Origin of the sequence: Paenibacillus glycanilyticus (assembly GCF_030161375.1) — a bacterium.
In the GTDB taxonomy this organism is placed as follows: domain Bacteria; phylum Bacillota; class Bacilli; order Paenibacillales; family Paenibacillaceae; genus Pristimantibacillus; species Pristimantibacillus glycanilyticus_B.
The window spans coordinates 286,402-304,891 of record NZ_BSSQ01000016.1 but is presented as its reverse complement, the minus strand read 5'-3'; the positions used below and the strand labels follow the sequence as shown (position 1 = coordinate 304,891).

The following is an 18,490-nucleotide window of genomic DNA, read 5'->3' as shown; positions in this document are numbered from 1 at the left end:
AAACCAAACAAAGGCTCCCTCATGAGAGGGAGCCTTTGTGATATGCATTATTTATGAGGAAGCTGTTGAACGTAGCTATCTGATAAGTGCAGAAGCTCAAGTGCTCTATTGTACTCGTCTTCGGTTACGCCGCCTGATGTAGTAAGCGTACCGTCGGTCACTTTATGGTTCGTGCCATCTTTGTATTCAATGCCTGGGACAAACAGGTTCTCGTTATCGATAACCGATCCGCTCGGCAGGAAGTGACGCATTGGAATAAGCTCGGAACTTTGGTTCAGCAAATCTTCGCCGAAGTGGATCTGATTCGCCAGCGATGCGCCCACCAGATTGGCAACAGTAGGCAAGATATCTACTTGGCCGCCTACTTGATCAACTTCGCTTGGCTGAGTTACGCCCGGAACGTGCATAATAAGCGGGATGTTGAACATTTCGGTATGACCGTAATCTGTGCCAAGCATTTCTTTCATCAACGCTTTTTCGTCATCATCCAGCGAGTACAGCGGCAGACCTTGGTGGTCACCGTACATGAGGACGATGCTGTCATCCCACAGACCGCTTGATTTCAGACCGTCAATAAATTGACCAAGCGCATAGTCTGCGTAGTTTTGTGCTTTCAAATAACGGGTTACAAGGCTGTCGTCTTTGAACTCCGCAGGAAGTTCAATGCGGTATTTGGAAGTTGGAATGTTGTACGGATGATGCGCGCTCATCGAGATCACCATCGAATAGAACGGCTTATCCGCCTGATCCATCTTCACCAGCTCAGGAAGAGTTTTCTTGTACAACACTTCATCGGAAGCGCCAAACGCTACATGGTCTTCGTCGCCATAAAACGCTTGGTCGTAGAATTTATCCCAGCCGATTGCCGAATACAATTCTCTGCGGTTCCAGAAATCAACCGCGTTCGTATGGAACGTTGCGGTTGCATAACCGTTTGCCTTCATGACTTTCGGCAAGCTTGGCAATGCTTTGTCGACGTTAACGTCCGTTGCCGCTTTATGCTTCGGAACGTACAGCGACGTATTTACCACATATTCAGCGTCGGATGTTGTGCCTTGACCGACCATCGTATAGAAGTTTTTGTAATGCGCTGTTTCTTGCACCAGCTTGTTCATGTTAGGCGTAATTTCAACGCCGCCTACTTTCAGGCCAATCAGGAAATCCTGGTAAGATTCCATTTGAAGAATAATGACGTTTTTGCCTTTTGCGGCCCCGAAGTATTTCGGAGTTGTTGGCTCCGTAATGCCTTTGAGCTCATTGATTTTGGCTTGCGTAATTTCGCTCATCGGCGTGAGCGTCTCTTCTTCCATCATTTTGTCCACGAGATTGTACACTTCATAATCGAGCAAGCCCATTTCTTCGGCTTGTTTGTTCTCGTTCATGCTTGCGCGGTTTGGCAATACGTTCACTAAACATACCGTAATGGACAATGCAAATGCAGCCATCCACAGCTTGCTTTTTCTCGGGCGCAAATCCGCGGATTGGCGGGCTTTCCGGAATTTCGGAAGCAATAACACAACGGCAATCACGATAATATCAAGGAAAATAAGCATATAATAAGGATCCATCAGCGAGTAGGTGCTTTCCCCTACCTGCGTAACCTTGTCAGCTTGCGACAAGGCATCGGTCGTTACGATAATGCCGTAATACTTGTAATACATCAATATCGAGAAATAAAGCACGGTGAACATGAGGTTCACGATCAGGTAATAATACATTTTGCGCTTGCCTGCGAAATATTCAATCAAGCAAAATACGGCGAAGAAGAACGGAAGCTCTGTCAGAAGCGTCAGCCATGAGAATCCATTGCCGAACACGACGTCGCGGGCTACGATACTTTTGATCAACAGGATAATTGTGAAATAATAAAACCGTCTATTTAAAAATCTAGTTATTAAAGACACCCTAGTCATCACCTTTCATTTTGATCAAACAAAATAATCCCCGGCTTTCTCTTTGTCGCTCAAGGATTTTTCCAAAGATCTATTGTAAAATCCACATTTTCTTCCATGCACTTATAAACATCCGGTTCATTAAGCAACTGAATCCCGACGGATTTGCTCATAATCGCGTGCAAGCCTGTGGACAAGAATTGTCTCGATGCTATCCGGAAATTAAGATCGCGAATCTCGCCTCTCTCATGCCGGTCTTTCAGAAATTGTTCGAAGATGGCGCTCTGCTCGCGAAGCAGCGCCGTTAATTGCTCGGCTTCCTCGAAGCCCAGCAGGTCATTCTCGCGGAATAGAATCCGCATGAGATCCATATCCGCCGTAAACAGTTCGTACATCCGGCGCTTGATAGTAATCATCGCGTCCCGCAGCTCCAGATGTTCAATCACCCGGTGAAGCTGCTTGATTTCTTTCATACGGTGCTCGAAGCTCTCACGTAGCAACACCGCTATAATTTCGCGCTTGCCGCCCGGAAAATAATGATAAAGGATACCGTCGCCCATCCCGATCTGCCTCGTAATTTCTCGAACTGGGGTAGCATGGTATCCTTTTTCCGCAAACAATGACTTTGCTGCTTCTAGTATTCTCTCTCGCGTTTCTGCGGCTTGCTCTTTTCGGATGTTGCGAGTCATCTCCTCGCCACCTCCTTCAAAGATTGTTTACTAACTTCACTGAACGATCGCACAGCGAAATTTTAGCGCAAGGCCGAAGTGATGTCAATCGATCTGCCAAAACATCACAAAATCGCCTAAACTTTTCGTTTATCTTTAACGACGGCGCCCTTTTTTTGCTCATAAAACTCCTTGTATTCGACAAGCCCAATTTCGCAGCCAGGTCCGATCTCAACTTTGTTCCCTCTTACTATATCAGCAATTGTGTTTTCCAAATAGATATGATCTCCTTCCATAACTGAGACCAATAACCTAGCGCTGGAAGAAGGTTTAAAAAACAAACTGAGCGGATTAAGCAAACTCGCCCGCCGGATTCTAATGACGCCGCCGCCGATTTCGTTCGCTTTGCAGTCCCGGTATAAATGGATATTCAGCTTATCGGCGCTCAGCAGACCGCCAATCTCGAAAATTCCCCGTCCCGAGAATTCCTCGGCTTCGCAATCGCCTAACGTTTGCAGCATGCCTCTTAATCTGATCTGCTCGGCATAGATATGATCCTTCGCTTCAATTGTTCCAGAGATGCCTAACTCGCGGAGACGGGTAATGCCGCTTACGGACACGGTTCCCGATGTTTTTAACGAACCGCCTTGCAATCCGCCCTTAATATCGCAGGTACCTACTATGCTCATTTTCTCTCCGGCAATGGTGCCGTCCGCCGCTAGCGTGCCGATGCAGGTGAGCTTGTTGCATGTTGTATCGCCTACGATCTCGCCTTCGCCTACAATTTTGACCCGGTCATAAGAACCGCCCATTACGCTTGAGCTGCCGGTTATCGTTAAACTTCTTGCTTCTCGCTCTGCCACTCGATCATTCACTGGAATCGCCTCCGTTCCTGTTATCGCTTCACATGCCTGATGACCTTGGAGCTGTCATGCGCTTCGAAGCTTTGCTTGTATTCGACGCTGCCGATCGCGCAGCCTGGACCGATCTTCACCGTACCGCCCCGCACGATGTCCGCCGTTGTATACTCTAAGTACACGTTATCCCCTTCAATGACTCCGGCATTCAGTTTATTGCCGAACGGACCGGGAACGGATTGCAGCCATTTCCCGAGGATAGAGCCCCGCTGCTTGCGTACCTGTATGTCGCCGCCAACGATTTCTTGAATCTGACTGCTTCCTTGCAAGGTTAGATGAATCTCGCCCGCATTCAGCATCTCCATAACCATCCGGCCGTTTCCCTTGAACGATTCGGCTTCGCAATTCCCTTTCACCGTCGCCATGCCGTTCATCCGCAGCTTCTCGCTTGTAATCGAACCGTCTACGGTCAACTTGCCCTCCAGCGTGAATCGATTCGCCTGCAGGCTGCCGTGAATGCTCGCAATTCCGTTAATCGAAGCCAATGAGGCATTCAAGCTGCCCTGCACCTCGCCCCGTCCGTTAATAAGGAATTCATAACAGCGGACATCGCCTTCGAATTTGCCAATCCCTTCGATTTTGGCCGTATGGACATCGCCGCCGTAAGACTTGCCGATCCCCGTAATATTCAAATTTCGCGTATTTCCCATTCCGATTTACACCTCCGTCATATTGCCATTAGCTTTAATTTTAATTGCTCGATCATAACGGGCACATCCACTCGGAGGATGATCTTTACTCCGCTTTCGAAATGAATTTCGCCGCCGGTTGGCACCAATAGCAGAACGGAAACGCCCATTTTGCGCAGCAAAATCATATCGCATTGCTGTTCCTTGAACTTCTTGTAGTGCTCAAGGAATGTCGGCAGCATCGTTCGGCCTTCGTCCAAGCTGATCTCCCCCGACTGCAGGCAATGATCCAAAATGTAGACGCATAACGTTTGCTCGAACGTGTACCGTTCGGACTTTCCGATAAAAGCTTCGGCTGTTTTGACGGCATCTGTCGAAACAATGTTTCGTTCTATTAACTCCTTCATTGAGATCGAAATCGCCTTTGAAGCCGGAGAGAACATGTCTGCCAGCTCATCCAAGGATAAATCGTCCTTCATGTTTACGATTTTATCGATCCTGTCTAAGATCTTCTGCTTTGGAAAAAAGGTCTCCTGTCCCGTAAACGCCGACTTGCGGATAAACCATTCCTCCGGTAACAGGTTTTTCCGCTTCCACCGGTACAATTGTCCGTAGGATATGCCTGTAAGCTCCAGCAAATCCTTCTTGGATATTAATTCTTCCTCCATCATTTAACCCCCTTCGCTCACAGTATAACATAACATTGTTACGTTAGTACAACAAAAAGGAAGCCGCCCACAGAAATTAGGCTTCTGCAAGCGGCTTGATTTTAGTCTCTCCTACGCATACTAATTCTATAATCGGTTCTTAATGGCCGCCAGCATGATCAACATGCTTCACATGCTTGTGGTTCGCCAGAATGAACAACACGGACAGAATGACAAACCCCGCTCCCACATAAAAAGGCACATGCGGGTTGAACCATTCCGCGAGCTTGCCTGCGAAGTAAGGGGCAATGGCGCCGCCGATAAACCGCAGGAAGCTGTAAGCCGCCGATGCGGTAGAACGCTCAACCGGCGCGGCGTTCATGACCCCCGTCGTAATCAGGGTGTTATTGTTGCCAAGCAGCGCGCCGGCAAAGACAACGCTCGCGATAATAACCCATTGCGTATCGGTCCAGATGGCCATGGCAAGCAACGTGAGTCCAAACAACGTTAGCATGACCGCCATTGATTTGACCGTGCCGAATTTGCGCTGCAGCCATGGAGCCATAAAGACGGAAGTAACCGCCAGCAGAATGCCCCAGCCGAGGAATACATAACCGAGCTCATGGATGCCAAGGCCCATTACGAACGGCGCGTAAGCCATCAGCGTGAAGAAGCCGAAGTTATAGAAGCACGCCGTCAGGCCAAAGACAACAAGCGGACGATGGCGCAATGCCCGGAACGGGTCCAGAAGGGATGTTTTTTTCGCCGGTGCGGCAGCCGCTTTAGGAACTCCCGCCGCCTTCGGCATCATCAGAATAATCGCCAGGAAAGCGATAACCATAAGACCGGCCACGCCGATAAACGGCCCTCTCCAAGAGATGGAGCCAAGCTCGCCGCCTAGCAGCGGACCAACCGAAATCCCGATCCCAATCGCGGCTTCATATAGGATGATGGCTTTGGTCACGCCGCTATTGGACAAGGATACGATAGCCGTTAAGGCCGTTGCTACAAAAAACGCGTTGCCAAGGCCCCAGCCGGCCCGATAGCCGACCAGCGCCCAAATATCATTCGATAATCCGCCAAGCAGCGAGAATACCGCAATAATAACGACGCCTAGAAGAAGCGTCCATTTGATGCCAATCCGCGAAGTGACGACGCCGGTAATAAGCATCGCGACCGCCATGACGGCATTGTAACTCGTGAACAATAAGCTGACTTCACTTGCCGAAGCATGCATTTCCTCAGCGATCGCCTTCAGGATCGGGTCGACGAGACCAATCCCCATAAAGGCGATAATACCTGCGAAAAAGACGGCCCATACCGCGCGGGGCTGATTAAAAAAGCCGCCTTTTTGAATGGTTAATGGTTGATTGGCGCCAGTTGCCGCCGTTGTTTGAGATGAATTTGCCACGCTCATTCTCACTCCTGTATATATTTCTTTTTGGCTTCCGTAATTTTCTCTTTGAACTGGTTAATTTCCGACCGCATCGTTTTCATCTTCTCGAGCTTCAGATCGATCATCTCCAGCTGCTTATCTACGGTCAGCTCAAGTTCGTTGATTTTGTGCAGACGCTGCTGCCGGTCTTCTGTCTTGAAGATCTCTTCGCGCTGATTGACGAATTCCTCGCTCATCGTGATGTACGCCTGCAGCTCTTGCAGGGAGAACCCCAACACGTCGCGGGCCGTGATCAGCTTTTTCAGCCGCTCGACATGCTCGTCGGTATACAGACGGAAGCCCCCTTCGCTGCGTTCCGGCGGCGTCATAAGCCCCAGCTCCTCATAATATCGAAGCGTCCGTTTCGTTAGCCCTACCATGTTAGCAACATCTTCGATTTTGTATAAAATCTTCATCGCCTCTTTCCCTTTGCTCTCTGTTTTCTACGATACACCTAGTTTACATTAACGTCAACGTTAACTTTAGAAAATTGACAATCCTGGCGGCTTCTTCCTTCCGCTAATAAGATGTCCCTAACGCAAAGAACTCATTCCGCGCAACAAAAAGCCGGGGTTGTCATTGCAACAAGCGAGCGAGACGGCCCCGGCATTACCTATGTCTTATGGAATAAGAATGATTTTACCCGTGCTTTGGCGGCTTTCGAGCAGACGATGGGCATCCGCGCCTTCGGGCAGCGGAAACACGCGAGGCTGCTCTAGCTTCAGACTTCCGTCCCGCAGCCATCTAAACAGCTCATTTGCCCGTCGCAGCCGGTCTTCGCGGGTCGTAACATGATTCCACAAATCCCCGCCGGTTAACGTCTTCGACGTATCCATCAGCATGCGCGGATCCACAAAGGCCGGATCGCCGCCCGCCATGCCGTAGAACACAACCGTCCCCTTCGTCCGCACGGCCGCAAAGCTGTCCATGAGCGTGGCGCCAACAGAATCATACGCTACCGTTGCCCCTTCTCCGCCGGAAGACCAACTCTTCGCTTCTTGGGCCCAACGATCGCTATAGAGCAGTACTTCATCAGCCCCCGCCGTACGCGCAGCCTCCCGCTTCGCCTCCGATGAGACTAGCCCAAGCACGCGTGCGCCTTGCCGCTTCGCCAGCTGGACCAGCAGTTGACCCACTCCTCCGGCTGCCGCGTGAACAATGACCTCATCGCCATCACTTACCTTATAACTATCCCGCGTTAAATAATGCGCGGTCATGCCTTGCAGCAATAACCCCGCGGCCGTCTCGAACGGAATGTCGCCCGGAAGCGGAATCGCCTTCTCAACCGGTACCAGCACAAACTCCGCATTCGCATGCGGCACATCGCAAAAAGCGATACGGTCGCCCGGCTTCAAGCCGGCTGCATCCGCTGCCGCTTCCTCTACAACGCCTGCTCCTTCATAGCCCAATATGTATGGTGGTTGTCCGGCTAGATGATAATTGCCGCGCCTCCTGTACACATCGGCGTAATTCAGTCCGGCTGCCTTCATGCGCACCAATACATGTCCCGGCGCAAGCTCCGGCGATGGGATCTCCTTGTATATAAGCACCTCGGGCCCGCCAAACCGTTCAAATACTAAAGCTTTCATCTCGATGTCCTCCATCATGCGCAAGGCGCCCGCCTGAAGAAGGGGAGCGCCTGCCGGTTCTTCTTATATTGTGTGCCGGAATAGTTGTTGTTATCAGCTTCAGCTAAAGCCTACATCATCCTGAGTTCAAGCAACCTTCTCTTGCTCAGCTCAACAACCGTATTCAAAAGGGCTTCAATCTCCTCGAATTCACCCGCAACCAAATGGTCATAAATGCTTTGATTAAGCTTATTGGCTGAAAAATGCGGCGTATGCGGCGTCCGTTTGTAATTAATAATGGCAAACCGCATGGACTTGTCCTGCAGCGTATCCAGCATTTGAATGGCCACATGATTGCGCGAAGAAGCAATTAAGCAGCGTTGAAACAAATTCGCATGCTGCATGTATTGGAAATAGTCTTTTTCAGCCGTTGCAAGTAACTGCGCCTCCATATGATGCCTCATAGCTTCCAGATCGGGCATCTCTCCGGTTTCCCTTATGACTTTCAGCGCCATGACTTGGAAAGCAAGCTGAATTTCTATTATATCAATCATCTCTTTCAGATTGATCTCTTTAATGAAAATCCCCCGGTTCTGCATCGTAACGACATATCCTTGCGACTCCAGCTGCGACATAGCGGAGCGTACCGGCGTCCGGCTCATCCCGAGTTGTTCTGCGATTTCGACCTCGGAGAGCAGCGTTCCCGGCATAAACTCTCCCTGCAAAATTTGTTCTCTAATATAAGTATAGGCCTTCTGAATAAGCGACATAGAAAGCATCCTCTCCTGTTCTGTCCCTATTGTAGGCCAAGGATTTCACGTCTACAATACCTCAACAATTTTTTAACACAACGATGGATTTGAGGTAACCGGACGATAACAAAACACACGTATTATACAACCTGTATACAGGACATTGTCCAATATAGGGAGGAAAAAGAAACCATGAAAAAAGCTTTGCTAGTGATGACCCTGTTCGTAGTAGCCCTGACGATGCTCGCAGGCTGTTCCTCGAACAAAGACGGCGCGCCTAAGAAATTCGTTATCGCGTACCTGCCGGGCGAGAACTCCGATCAGGCACAGAAGATTAACAGCGACTTCGAAAAGAAACTATCCGAGAAGCTTGGCATCCCTGTTGAATCCTATAAAGCTAACAGCTACAACGCTGCCATTGAAGCCATGAAGAACGGCAAAGCCGACTACGCTTTGTTCGGCCCCTTCTCTTATATCGTTGCGGTTGACCGCGCGAATGTTGAACCTGTAGCCGAGATCTCCATCCCGGCAATGGCAAACGCGCCTGCATCCGTTATTCTCGTCAAGAAAGATTCGCCGATCCAAACGCTTGCCGACCTGAAAGGCAAAACCTTCGGTTTCGTCGATCCGGTATCCACAACGGGTCACTTGCTACCGAAATCGATCCTTGCCGAACAGCTTGGCCTTACTCCCGAAGAAATCGAAAAAGGCTTCTTCAAGGATGTTCAATTCGCAGGCGGCCACGACAAAGCGGTCCTTGGCCTGATCCGCGGACAATACGACGCGATTGGCACAGCCGCTATGATGCCAGCCATGCTTGAAGCAAAAGGCATTATCGAAAAAGATTCCTACCGCGTAATCGGACAATCGCAGTCTCTTCCGGGCACGGCAATCGGCATCCGCAAGGACCTGCCGGAAGATCTGAAAGCTACGGTGAAAGAGTTCCTGCTCTCTTATGACAACCCGGAATACCTCGAAGGCATCGTAGGCTCGAAAGACGCGAAATTCGTTGAAGCAAAAGACAGCGACTTCGACGGCCTGCGCGACATTGCGAAGAAACTGAATCTTAGCCCTGACGATCTGTTGAAATAATCCGTACGTACGAATGACCCGAATGGCGAAAGCTTATCCGAACCTTTCGCCATTCGGGATTAATGAAGGAGGCTTGTCTTCATGCAAACCGCAGCTGCGGTCAAGCAAAAAAAGCTGAAGCGAAATGTTTCCTACGCTTTATTTGCAGCCGCTGTCGTTTTCTCTCTCTGGTACATTCAATTCAGCTTTTCGGAGTTTATTAGCGGTATTCCGATCTTCCTGCACTTCTTGTTCACCGACTTCTTGCCGCCAAAGGCATCGGACTTGCCGTCTTATTTACAACCCGTGCTGGATACGCTCGCTTACGGCGTAGTGGCAACGGTGCTGGCTTCGATCATTGGACTTCTGTTTGGCTTCCTGATGGCCCGTCAAACAACTCCGCATCCTGCAATCCGGACGGTGCTTCGCGGTTTTATCTCGCTGCTGCGCAATATCCCGTTCCTTGTATGGGCGTCCATTCTTGTTGTTATCTTCGGCGTCGGCAGCATGCCCGGCATTTTCTCCTTGATTCTGTTCGGCAGCGGCTTCCTTGCCCGCGTCTATGCGGAAGCGATTGAGGAGATCGACAGTCATGCGACCGAAGCTTTGGATGCGATGGGGGCAGGTTATCTTCAAAAGATTAAACATGCCGTTATTCCCGCTTTTATTCCCGGCTTTATCTCCTGGACCTTGTTCATGTTTGAGCTCAGCATCCGGGCGTCCTCCATTCTTGGCCTTGTAGGCGCCGGCGGGATCGGTTCGCAGATCAAATTAACGATGGACCTGTTCCAATACAATCGGACCTCCACCGTGATCTGTATACTCATCGTGATGATCCTCGTCATTGAGTTCATGACGAAACGGATAAGGGAGCGATTAATTTGAAGAAAATCCGAATTGGACACAAATCGACGCAGCGTCAGCAGCGCTGGTTCGTTGGCCTGATGGTCATCTTGTTTTTCCCTTGCTTCTTCTACTTAAAGCTTGACCTTAATCAATTCAAAGACGGGCTGCATCAGATTCCGCATATCGCAAACATGATGATGCAGATGTCGTTTGATCAATTCCCGGATTTGATGGACGGCTTGCTCACTTCCTTAATCATTGCATTTCTAACCGTAGTCATTAGCGTCGTTATTTCGTTCTTCCTTGCTTTTGTCATTGCGACCAATACGGCACCCGTTCCGCTTCTGGCCAAAATTATTCGGGCAATCATCGTCATCATCCGGACGATTCCGGTAACGATCTGGGTCTTGCTCGCGGTTGCGAGCATTGGCTTTGGCTCGATGGCCGGCGTGCTTGGACTGATCTTCCCGACGGTCGCGTTCTTAACCCGTGTCTTCTCGGACCAGATCGACGAAGCCGGCAAAGACATTATTGAAGCCGTTAAAGCCGTCGGCGGCGGCTGGTGGAACCTTGTCTTCAACGGCGTTACGCCGCAGCTGATGACCGCTTTCCTGGCGAGCATCGCCTTTAACTTCGAAATTACCGTTGCAGAGACCGTCATTCTCGGGATCGTGGGTGCCGGGGGGATTGGCGTCCTGCTGCAGGAATATATAAGCTTCTATGATTTCAAGCCGCTTACGCTTGGCATTCTCATTGTATTTATTACGCTCTTCCTGCTCGAGATGACGACGAACTTGATTCGCTTGCGTCTGTCCGGACGCGGCCACAAATAAGGAGGTAGGGGCATGAAACCTATGCTACAAATCAACAGCTTGAAGAAACAATACGGCTCCAGCACGGTAGCCTTGAACGGCATTGATCTCGAGGTACATCCCAATGAATTCATCGCGGTAATCGGACCAAGCGGTGCCGGCAAATCCACTTTGCTCCGCTGCATTAACCGCCTGATTGATCCAACGGAAGGCTCTATTTCGTTCCAGGGTCAAGAAATTGTTGGGGCGGGCAAAAAACAACTGCGCCAAATCCGCTCCCAAATCGGGATGATCTTCCAGCATTACAATCTGGTAGACCGGCTCAGCGTACTCGAAAACGTCCTCCACGGACGTCTTGGCCAGATGAGCGCGTTTAACGGCGTATTCAGCCGTTATTCCGAAGCGGATAAGCTTGCGGCGATTGCCCTTCTGGAGAAGCTTGGCCTCGAGGAGCAAATCTATAAGCGAGCCGATGAATTGTCCGGCGGCCAGAAGCAGCGCGTTGGCATCTGCCGCGCTCTAGCGCAGAAACCTTCGCTTATTTTGGCCGACGAGCCGATCGCATCGCTTGATCCAAACTCCTCCAGAATCGTTATGGACTCGCTCCACGCGAACTGCATCGAGCAGGGCATCGCTTGTCTGGTCAACCTGCATCAGGTCGACGTGGCCAAGCGGTATGCTACCCGCATTGTGGGCATCAAGAGCGGCAAAGTCGTCTTCGACGGCAAGCCGGAGGAGCTTACCGATCGCATGACCCAACATATCTACGAAGGCAAAGAGCATCAAATGTTCCAGCAAGGCGTTCCCGTTGAACAAGCCGTATAATCCAATCCCAATTCCATTTGAAAGGTGAGACTATAATGACTACTACTGAACAATTCAATCGCATTATCCCCATGGAGAAAGTCTTGAACTTCCGCGATATGGGCGGCTACAAAACAACCGACGGACGCGAAGTAAAAGCTGGCCTAATCTTCCGTTCCGCTGATCTGTCCGCGATGACCGAGAAGGATATCGCTCTTTTGCAAGAGCTTGGCATTACGGCTATCTTCGACTACCGCGATGACCATGAAGCGCTGAAGCAGCCGGATCCGGTTATTCCGTCTATTAAGAACATTCGCGTATCGGCTATTAACGATCCTAATCTGACTTCCGCGGATTTCGAGAAAGACATGCTTAAACATCTGCGGGAAATGTCGGTTGAAACAATGGCTGCGATGTACGGAAAAATGCCGATTAACAGTCCTTCCTACAAAGCGCTGATGAAGCTGTTCGAAGAGCAGGAAGGCGCTGCATTCCTTCACCACTGCATGGGCGGCCGCGACCGTACGGGCGTGGGCGGCGCTTTGATTCTGACGACGCTTGGCGTAGACCGCCATACGATCATTGAAGACTACCTGATCTCCAACGTCACGCTTGCCCCGATGAACGAGCAAATGAAGGAGCGCATGAAGCCGCATCTTTCCGAGGAACAAATCGAGGAGTTAATGGAAAATATGCGCTTGCGCCAAGAGTTCCTGGACGCCGTGTTTAGCGCAATCGAAGAATCCTACGGTACTTTCGAAGCTTACCTCGAGCAGGAATTCGGCATTGACGCCGAGCGCCGCGCGAAGCTGCAAAGCTACTACCTGGCGTAAAATACAAAGCGGTGCAGGACTTTGTCCCTGCACCGCTTTGTATTTTAAGTTTTGGATTTGGACATCGCTACGCTACCATAACCCGTCGGATCATCGAAAGATTTTACAGCAAGGACTTTACCATTATCGCCAGTAGCTGTGATTTTGTAAGGAGCCGTTGATGAAGCAGGCAGTTCCGCATACCAAAGCCTTTGTCCGGGTTCATATTCCGTTATGCTTGCGGGGTAACTTCCGGCCTTTGTACCGCCAACCGTAACGTTAATCTTAGTAATGGAACTGTCTAAAATTAGACCATAAATAATCGGAAACGGTCCCGTTATTCCTTTGTACTTCGGCATACTCATGAAGCTAAAGGCTTCCTTCCGTTCAAACGGAGCAGATACTGCGTAACCCCCGCCCATGACCCATTTCCAGCCCATCCATGTTTTGTGCACGAATTCGATCCCGAGGTTCTCATCTTTTATCCCGTTTTGCTTATAAAATAAAAGGTCCCCGCCATGGAGCGACTCTTTATGGACAATTTGAAGATTGGACGAAGACCGAAACTTCTGGACGGCTTCCTCCGGCGTCTTCCCGATCGGGATTTGAATCGTCCCCTCAAGCCCTGCCGCGCGCGAATATCTCCAGTCGGCGATCCCGCCCGGCTTGTCGTAGGCATAGACCAGACCGGCAAACAATATAAGGCAAGCCAATAGGATGCTGACCCCTTTCAGCCATCTCGGAATCATTTTTTTGCGGGTATCCCCAATCATCATCTGCTTGAACCTCATTTTTCTCTAGAAATGGAATTTCAAATATATCCCAAATTTGCAAAGATGTAAATGAGGCTTTACTCCTTACAATATAAAAAGCACGGCAATCCACGAAGCCAATACTGGCATAACGATAAGCCGGCCTCCTCCTAAGAGAAATTTATTGATATTGCGATGCAATCCGTTCCAAATATTCCTCAATCGGCAGCGATTGTCTCATTTCCGTCAGTTGATGGGCAGCGTCGCCCACCAGCGTGCGGAACTGCTTGCTCTCCCCTAGCGCAAGCCGGGCAATCGCATCAACAATCGTTTGCGGTTCATCCAACTGGCTTTGCGGACTGCTGGCCATCATCGTTTGGACCTTTGCCGTAATCTCGTTGTAATCCGTAATCTCTTCGCTTTGGCCCCAGACGATTTTGTCCACAAAGTTATTGCCCGACGAACCGCCCTGCTCCACCAGTCTCAGTTCAATGCCAAGCGGCTTCAGCTCGTAATACAATCCTTCGATTAACCCTTCCAGAGCAAACTTGGACATATTGTATAGGGAGCCCGTCGGAACAGCCGTCGTCACGCCCATAAACGAGCTAATCGTAATAAACATACCCGACTTTTTCGCGCGAAAATGCGGCAGCACCGCACGGATGACGTTAATCGGACCCCGCACGTTTACGCCAAACTGCCAGTCGATCGTCTCCTCCTTCGCCAGCTCCAAGGCACCGTAAGCGCCTACCCCCGCATTGTTCACGACGACATCAATCTGGCCAAAAGCTTCGATGGCATCCGCCACTGCAGCACGAACCTGCTCCACATCCGTTACATCCAGCTTAAACAGCTTAATGTTGCTATATTGCGTCAGCTCCGTCTCCTTCTCCGGCGTCCGCATCGTTGCCGCTACATTCCATCCGAGCTTGGCGAAATGAATCGCCGTCAGCTTGCCTAATCCGCTGCTTGTTCCTGTAATGAAAACCGTTTTATTCATTATGATTTCTCTCCTTTATTTCTTGCATAGATTAGACCGAACGTTCATTCTAATGAAGGTGGAGGTTGGCCCTTTACGGACCGGTTTAACATGAAAATATACGATATCACTTTAGCCCCGGCTCGCTCCTTGCCAGCATACCTCAATGGCTTCCCTTATACCGGCATCGGTTAAATCCGAGTTGCCCTGTAAATAGCTTTTGACCATATAGACCATAGAGCCGTAATGCATCTGCACGAGCAGCTTCGGATCCATCGCTCTGAACAGCTTCTGCTCCATCGCTTCCGCGTAAAGCTTGTTCATTGGCGCGCACCAGCCGCCGTTGTACGCTTTCTGCTTCACATCTTCGTAAATGTACGGCGAGAAGGAATACTGCTCAATGAACTGGAAGCCTTCCGGATATTGGCGGCTGATCTCGATCACTCTCTCCCAACCCCGCGTGAAGCGCTCGCGGATCGTCCCTTCCCGGTTCAGCCCTTCCTGCACGAACTGGCCGTTATACGTAACGATAGCCGTATACAGTTCATTAATGATCTCTTCTTTACTGCTGAAATAATGATAAATGCTGCCCGTGGATACTTTGGATTCCTTCGCGATCAGCGCCATCGAAGTCGCTTGAAGCTCCTTGCGGATTATGATCGAGAGCGTCGTTTCCAGCACGGCCTTTTGCACTTTGTTGTAAGATTCAAACACGTTAACGACTTCCTCCAACTCATTAAGATTCATTAGATAGAACGTTCATTCTAATGCAATTATGTAACTTGCGGCCTCCGCTGTCAACTGGTAAGGAATAGTCTGCCCGCAGTTGCCGGTCATATTCTTGCTACCGTTACAAAAAAGGCCTTAACGATGCGGCGTATCGTTAAGACCTCCCCTATCAGCCGATTCCTGCTCTTTCGGCGACTTTCACCGCTTGCGAGCGGCGAGCTAAGCCGTGCCGTAAGCCGACTGCAGGCGGGCGGCGACTTTCTCCTTCTCGCGGATCCATTCCTCCACGAAGGAGTTGCCGTTCCTGCGGTTAAACGCCTGGACAAGGCGGCTAATCTCCTGATCCAGCCAGCCCAGCGTGACAAGCTCGGACTCGGCGAGTTTTTTGCGGCGTCTGGTTCTGCTCCATTCCTTCAGGAAGATGCGGACGGACACGAAATACTGCAGCCGATCCCAACCCAGCTTGCTGCCGAGCCCAAGCCCGACCGTCTGCTCATAGAGCTTGACGGCCTTTGGCATATCCGTCACGGTGAAGAACTGGAGGAACGTCCCGTACTCTTCGAGATACGACGGACCTTTGATGAAGCGGTAAGCTTTTTTCGCGGTTTCCGTCGCCCGGTCGTATTCCCCAAGCTTCAGCAAAGGGAGCATCATCTCGCTGTACGTGTTCTGAGGAACGGAACGGCAGGACATCTTGCCTTCCAGAATCGGCCGCAGCGACTGAAGGCCTTTCTTATGATGCCCAATCGCAAAATGGTAGCTGCCGAACATGTTCTGCTCGCAAGCGCTGCAGTCGGACAAGGAATCCCGCTTCGCCGCTCTCCAGCTCTTGTAGCATTCCGCCGCTTCCGCCATCTTGCCCTGCCACAGCATAAAGTTCAATCGCTTCTGATAATAGACCCGGAGGCTGTACCCGTAAGTATGGCATTTCTCCTTGAAATCCTCAAAAACCCGCTCGATCTGCTCCAAGCTTAACTCGGGAAGTCGCCAAACATACCCCAGCACCCATTTGTAATGCCACATGATATAGAAATTCGAATAATTGCCGGGATTGTCCTCGAACTTCTTCAAGCACCAGGAGAAAGATACAAGCATCCGCTCCGGACAGCCGCATTCCGGCGCCGCATTGGAGTAGTCCATCCTTGCCTGATAGGCTTCCTCCTCCGTCATGTACCGATCGGCTACCCGAATCATCTCTTCAAGGACGGCAAGCTTCTGCTTGCCATCCGGCATCGACCATGTTGACCGCCTCAGCTCTTGGAATCGGGTATTCATCGGCTAGCCTCGGCATTCCGGTCAAGGCCCATATTCATAAACTCCAGCAAGGAATCGTTCATTAGCCGCAGCTCGTGGCCGCTAAGCGGATGGTTCCCCATGAGGAGCGCTTGCGTATACAGCAGCTCGATGCAAGTACGCTGCAGCTTGGCATCCCCCGAAGCAATCGCTTTGCGGACAATCGGGTTGTTGTAATTGAAGCATAGCCGCGCATACGGCTTTTCGTACAATTCATCCTTAATGACGTGTACGACTTCCGCAAACAGCGGATTCGCTTCTTTTTCGCTTTCCTCCATCATCTTGAAGAAGTTCACTTCCTGATTGATGTTGAAGAGGACCGGAATGTCGGCGGGTTCAAACCATTTGATCAACGTTTGACATTGATAGTTCGCCAGCAGTTGGTCCGACAGCATCAGAAACGGCTGCACCTCGTCGCGCTCGCTTTGCTTAAGCGATTCGAAGCGGCTCGAGAAGCTGAGAATATCGAGCACGCTCACTTGAACGTTCTCGTCAACGGTTGGCAGCTTGCGGACCAGATCCAGATCATGCACGTAACCGCCGTTAATGACCATCATACCCTGGGCTTTGGCTACGCGGGCTACCTGCCGGAATTCGTCAAACGTGGACGTGACCATAATCGTCTTGTGCTCCCGCAATATATCGCCCATCTTCATATCGCCATAAGAAGTCTCAAAGCTCAAATGCCGGATAAACAGCTCGTATAGCTCTTCATCCTCGGCTGCCATCGTCTTGAGCGAGGCATAATGAATAATCACCATGCGATGGAACAAATCCGGATTGGCCGAAGCCAAATCCATCAGATATTGCTTAATGCAAGCGCCAAGCTCATCGCGCACCAGGTAGAACAAGTCATTCTCCTGGAAAGATTCGCGCGAGGCGGTTGGCCGCAGACTGTTTGTATTAATGATGCCGTTCACGAAAAAAGCCCAGGAAGGCAATATATTCGTCATTTTGTCCGAGAGCAGCACCCGCTTCAAATACACCTTATGACGCTTCTCTTCTTGCAAGCTCACGGCATAAGGCAAAATATAGGCTATCCCCTCTACTTCGCCAATAAGCGATTTGAGAGGGATAATATCCATCGGTTTGTCGTATTCGCTGTCCTCGATATAGGCAATCGCTTCCGGCTTATCCATGCGCCATGGAGGCGTAGAATCGTTAATCAGACGGCTATCCTTGTCTTCCGTCAATACGATCGGCGTCTCCAAATATTTGCCGTAGCGCTCCAGCAGCTCGTACATTTTGTACCATTCGGCGTATTCCTCGTATTCGGGCTTCATCTTCAGGAAGACGGTTGTCCCAATCGGAACGGTTCTCTGCAGCTTATTGATGACATAAGTACCGTCCGGCTTGCCCCGCCATTCGAGCGAATCGCCTTCCAGGGCGGAACGGGTGATCAGAACAATCTCGTCGCTCATCACAAAGCAGGAGAGCAAGCCCACTCCGAACTGGCCGATGAAATCATCCGCCGAATCCTGGTCGGCTTGCTTCGTCGTGCTGCCGATGCGCGCCAGAAATTGCTCGATCTCCGTTTGCGTGAGGCCGATGCCATTATCCATGAACGAGATCGTGTGCGAAGACGGGAACAGCTCCACCGATACCTTCCCTTCCGTTTGATGGCCCAGTCTTTTCCTTGCCGTGACGGCATCCACCCCGTTCTGAAGCAGCTCGCGGACGAACACGCCCGGATCGGAGTACAAATGATTGGACAACAGATCGATTATGCCTTGCAGATTCACTTGAAAATTCAAATTCATGTTATTCAAGCTCTCACCTCATACTTCAAATCTATATTTCTCTTATCCTATAATCTAACAGTACAGTAAGAATATCGTCCGGAACAAGGTTACTTATGAGTATGAAAAAAACTCTACCGAGGCC

The 18,490-nt window shown here is 50.4% G+C and carries 19 protein-coding genes; 5 read left to right on the top strand and 14 right to left on the bottom strand.

What is annotated here, in order from left to right:
• Window positions 1-47: 47 nt before the first annotated feature.
• The 9 genes from QQK89_RS21465 to QQK89_RS21425 form a co-directional block, all read right to left on the bottom strand.
• On the bottom strand, window positions 48-1,913 hold the full coding sequence (locus tag QQK89_RS21465) for an LTA synthase family protein (protein WP_284240710.1): 1,866 nt from the start codon (window positions 1,911-1,913) through the stop codon (window positions 48-50).
• Window positions 1,914-1,963: 50 nt separating this feature from the next.
• Window positions 1,964-2,581 (bottom strand): TetR/AcrR family transcriptional regulator, encoded by a 618-nt coding sequence (locus tag QQK89_RS21460; protein WP_284240709.1) that lies wholly within the window; start codon window positions 2,579-2,581, stop codon window positions 1,964-1,966.
• 116 nt (window positions 2,582-2,697) lie between these two features.
• On the bottom strand, window positions 2,698-3,435 hold the full coding sequence (locus QQK89_RS21455; protein ID WP_284240708.1) for a hypothetical protein: 738 nt from the start codon (window positions 3,433-3,435) through the stop codon (window positions 2,698-2,700).
• Between the two features lie 20 nt (window positions 3,436-3,455).
• Window positions 3,456-4,127, bottom strand: a complete 672-nt coding sequence (locus QQK89_RS21450) for a polymer-forming cytoskeletal protein (protein ID WP_284240707.1) — start codon at window positions 4,125-4,127, stop codon at window positions 3,456-3,458.
• A gap of 17 nt (window positions 4,128-4,144) precedes the next feature.
• On the bottom strand, window positions 4,145-4,774 hold the full coding sequence (locus QQK89_RS21445) for a YhbD family protein (RefSeq protein ID WP_284240842.1): 630 nt from the start codon (window positions 4,772-4,774) through the stop codon (window positions 4,145-4,147).
• A gap of 139 nt (window positions 4,775-4,913) precedes the next feature.
• Window positions 4,914-6,170: an MFS transporter gene (locus QQK89_RS21440; protein WP_284240706.1), complete on the bottom strand. Its 1,257-nt coding sequence runs from the start codon at window positions 6,168-6,170 to the stop codon at window positions 4,914-4,916.
• A gap of 2 nt (window positions 6,171-6,172) precedes the next feature.
• Window positions 6,173-6,604: a MerR family transcriptional regulator gene (locus QQK89_RS21435; RefSeq protein WP_284240705.1), complete on the bottom strand. Its 432-nt coding sequence runs from the start codon at window positions 6,602-6,604 to the stop codon at window positions 6,173-6,175.
• A 204-nt stretch (window positions 6,605-6,808) separates the two neighbouring features.
• Window positions 6,809-7,792 (bottom strand): quinone oxidoreductase family protein, encoded by a 984-nt coding sequence (locus QQK89_RS21430; protein WP_284240841.1) that lies wholly within the window; start codon window positions 7,790-7,792, stop codon window positions 6,809-6,811.
• Window positions 7,793-7,887: 95 nt separating this feature from the next.
• The gene (locus QQK89_RS21425) at window positions 7,888-8,526 is read right to left on the bottom strand and encodes a GntR family transcriptional regulator (RefSeq protein WP_284240704.1); all 639 of its coding nucleotides are present in this window, start codon (window positions 8,524-8,526) and stop codon (window positions 7,888-7,890) included.
• A 174-nt stretch (window positions 8,527-8,700) separates the two neighbouring features.
• Between QQK89_RS21425 and QQK89_RS21420 the strand changes: the two genes are divergently transcribed.
• The 5 genes from QQK89_RS21420 (at window position 8,701) to QQK89_RS21400 (ending at window position 12,874) form a co-directional block, all read left to right on the top strand.
• Window positions 8,701-9,600 (top strand): phosphate/phosphite/phosphonate ABC transporter substrate-binding protein, encoded by a 900-nt coding sequence (locus tag QQK89_RS21420; RefSeq protein WP_284240703.1) that lies wholly within the window; start codon window positions 8,701-8,703, stop codon window positions 9,598-9,600.
• A gap of 81 nt (window positions 9,601-9,681) precedes the next feature.
• A complete protein-coding gene (phnE, locus tag QQK89_RS21415; RefSeq protein ID WP_284240702.1) occupies window positions 9,682-10,464 on the top strand; it encodes a phosphonate ABC transporter, permease protein PhnE in 783 nt (260 codons plus the stop codon).
• Complete coding sequence (locus QQK89_RS21410) at window positions 10,461-11,258, top strand: PhnE/PtxC family ABC transporter permease (RefSeq protein ID WP_284240701.1); 798 nt, start codon at window positions 10,461-10,463, stop codon at window positions 11,256-11,258. The genes phnE and QQK89_RS21410 overlap by 4 nt, the downstream gene beginning before the upstream one ends.
• 12 nt (window positions 11,259-11,270) lie before the next feature.
• Window positions 11,271-12,062, top strand: a complete 792-nt coding sequence (gene phnC, locus QQK89_RS21405) for a phosphonate ABC transporter ATP-binding protein (protein ID WP_284240700.1) — start codon at window positions 11,271-11,273, stop codon at window positions 12,060-12,062.
• Between the two features lie 35 nt (window positions 12,063-12,097).
• Window positions 12,098-12,874 (top strand): tyrosine-protein phosphatase, encoded by a 777-nt coding sequence (locus tag QQK89_RS21400; protein WP_284240699.1) that lies wholly within the window; start codon window positions 12,098-12,100, stop codon window positions 12,872-12,874.
• A 44-nt stretch (window positions 12,875-12,918) separates the two neighbouring features.
• Here the strand turns inward: QQK89_RS21400 and QQK89_RS21395 are convergent, their stop codons facing one another.
• From QQK89_RS21395 to QQK89_RS21375, 5 genes are all read right to left on the bottom strand, one after another.
• Window positions 12,919-13,629 (bottom strand): hypothetical protein, encoded by a 711-nt coding sequence (locus tag QQK89_RS21395; RefSeq protein WP_284240698.1) that lies wholly within the window; start codon window positions 13,627-13,629, stop codon window positions 12,919-12,921.
• 157 nt (window positions 13,630-13,786) lie between these two features.
• Window positions 13,787-14,605, bottom strand: a complete 819-nt coding sequence (locus QQK89_RS21390; protein ID WP_284240697.1) for an SDR family oxidoreductase — start codon at window positions 14,603-14,605, stop codon at window positions 13,787-13,789.
• Between the two features lie 111 nt (window positions 14,606-14,716).
• Window positions 14,717-15,298 (bottom strand): TetR/AcrR family transcriptional regulator, encoded by a 582-nt coding sequence (locus QQK89_RS21385; RefSeq protein WP_284240696.1) that lies wholly within the window; start codon window positions 15,296-15,298, stop codon window positions 14,717-14,719.
• A gap of 234 nt (window positions 15,299-15,532) precedes the next feature.
• Window positions 15,533-16,588, bottom strand: coding sequence for a hypothetical protein (locus tag QQK89_RS21380; RefSeq protein WP_284240695.1), 1,056 nt, complete (start codon window positions 16,586-16,588; stop codon window positions 15,533-15,535).
• Window positions 16,585-18,366, bottom strand: coding sequence for an HSP90 family protein (locus QQK89_RS21375; protein WP_284240694.1), 1,782 nt, complete (start codon window positions 18,364-18,366; stop codon window positions 16,585-16,587). Before QQK89_RS21375 ends, QQK89_RS21380 begins: the two co-directional genes overlap by 4 nt.
• Window positions 18,367-18,490: the final 124 nt, after the last annotated feature.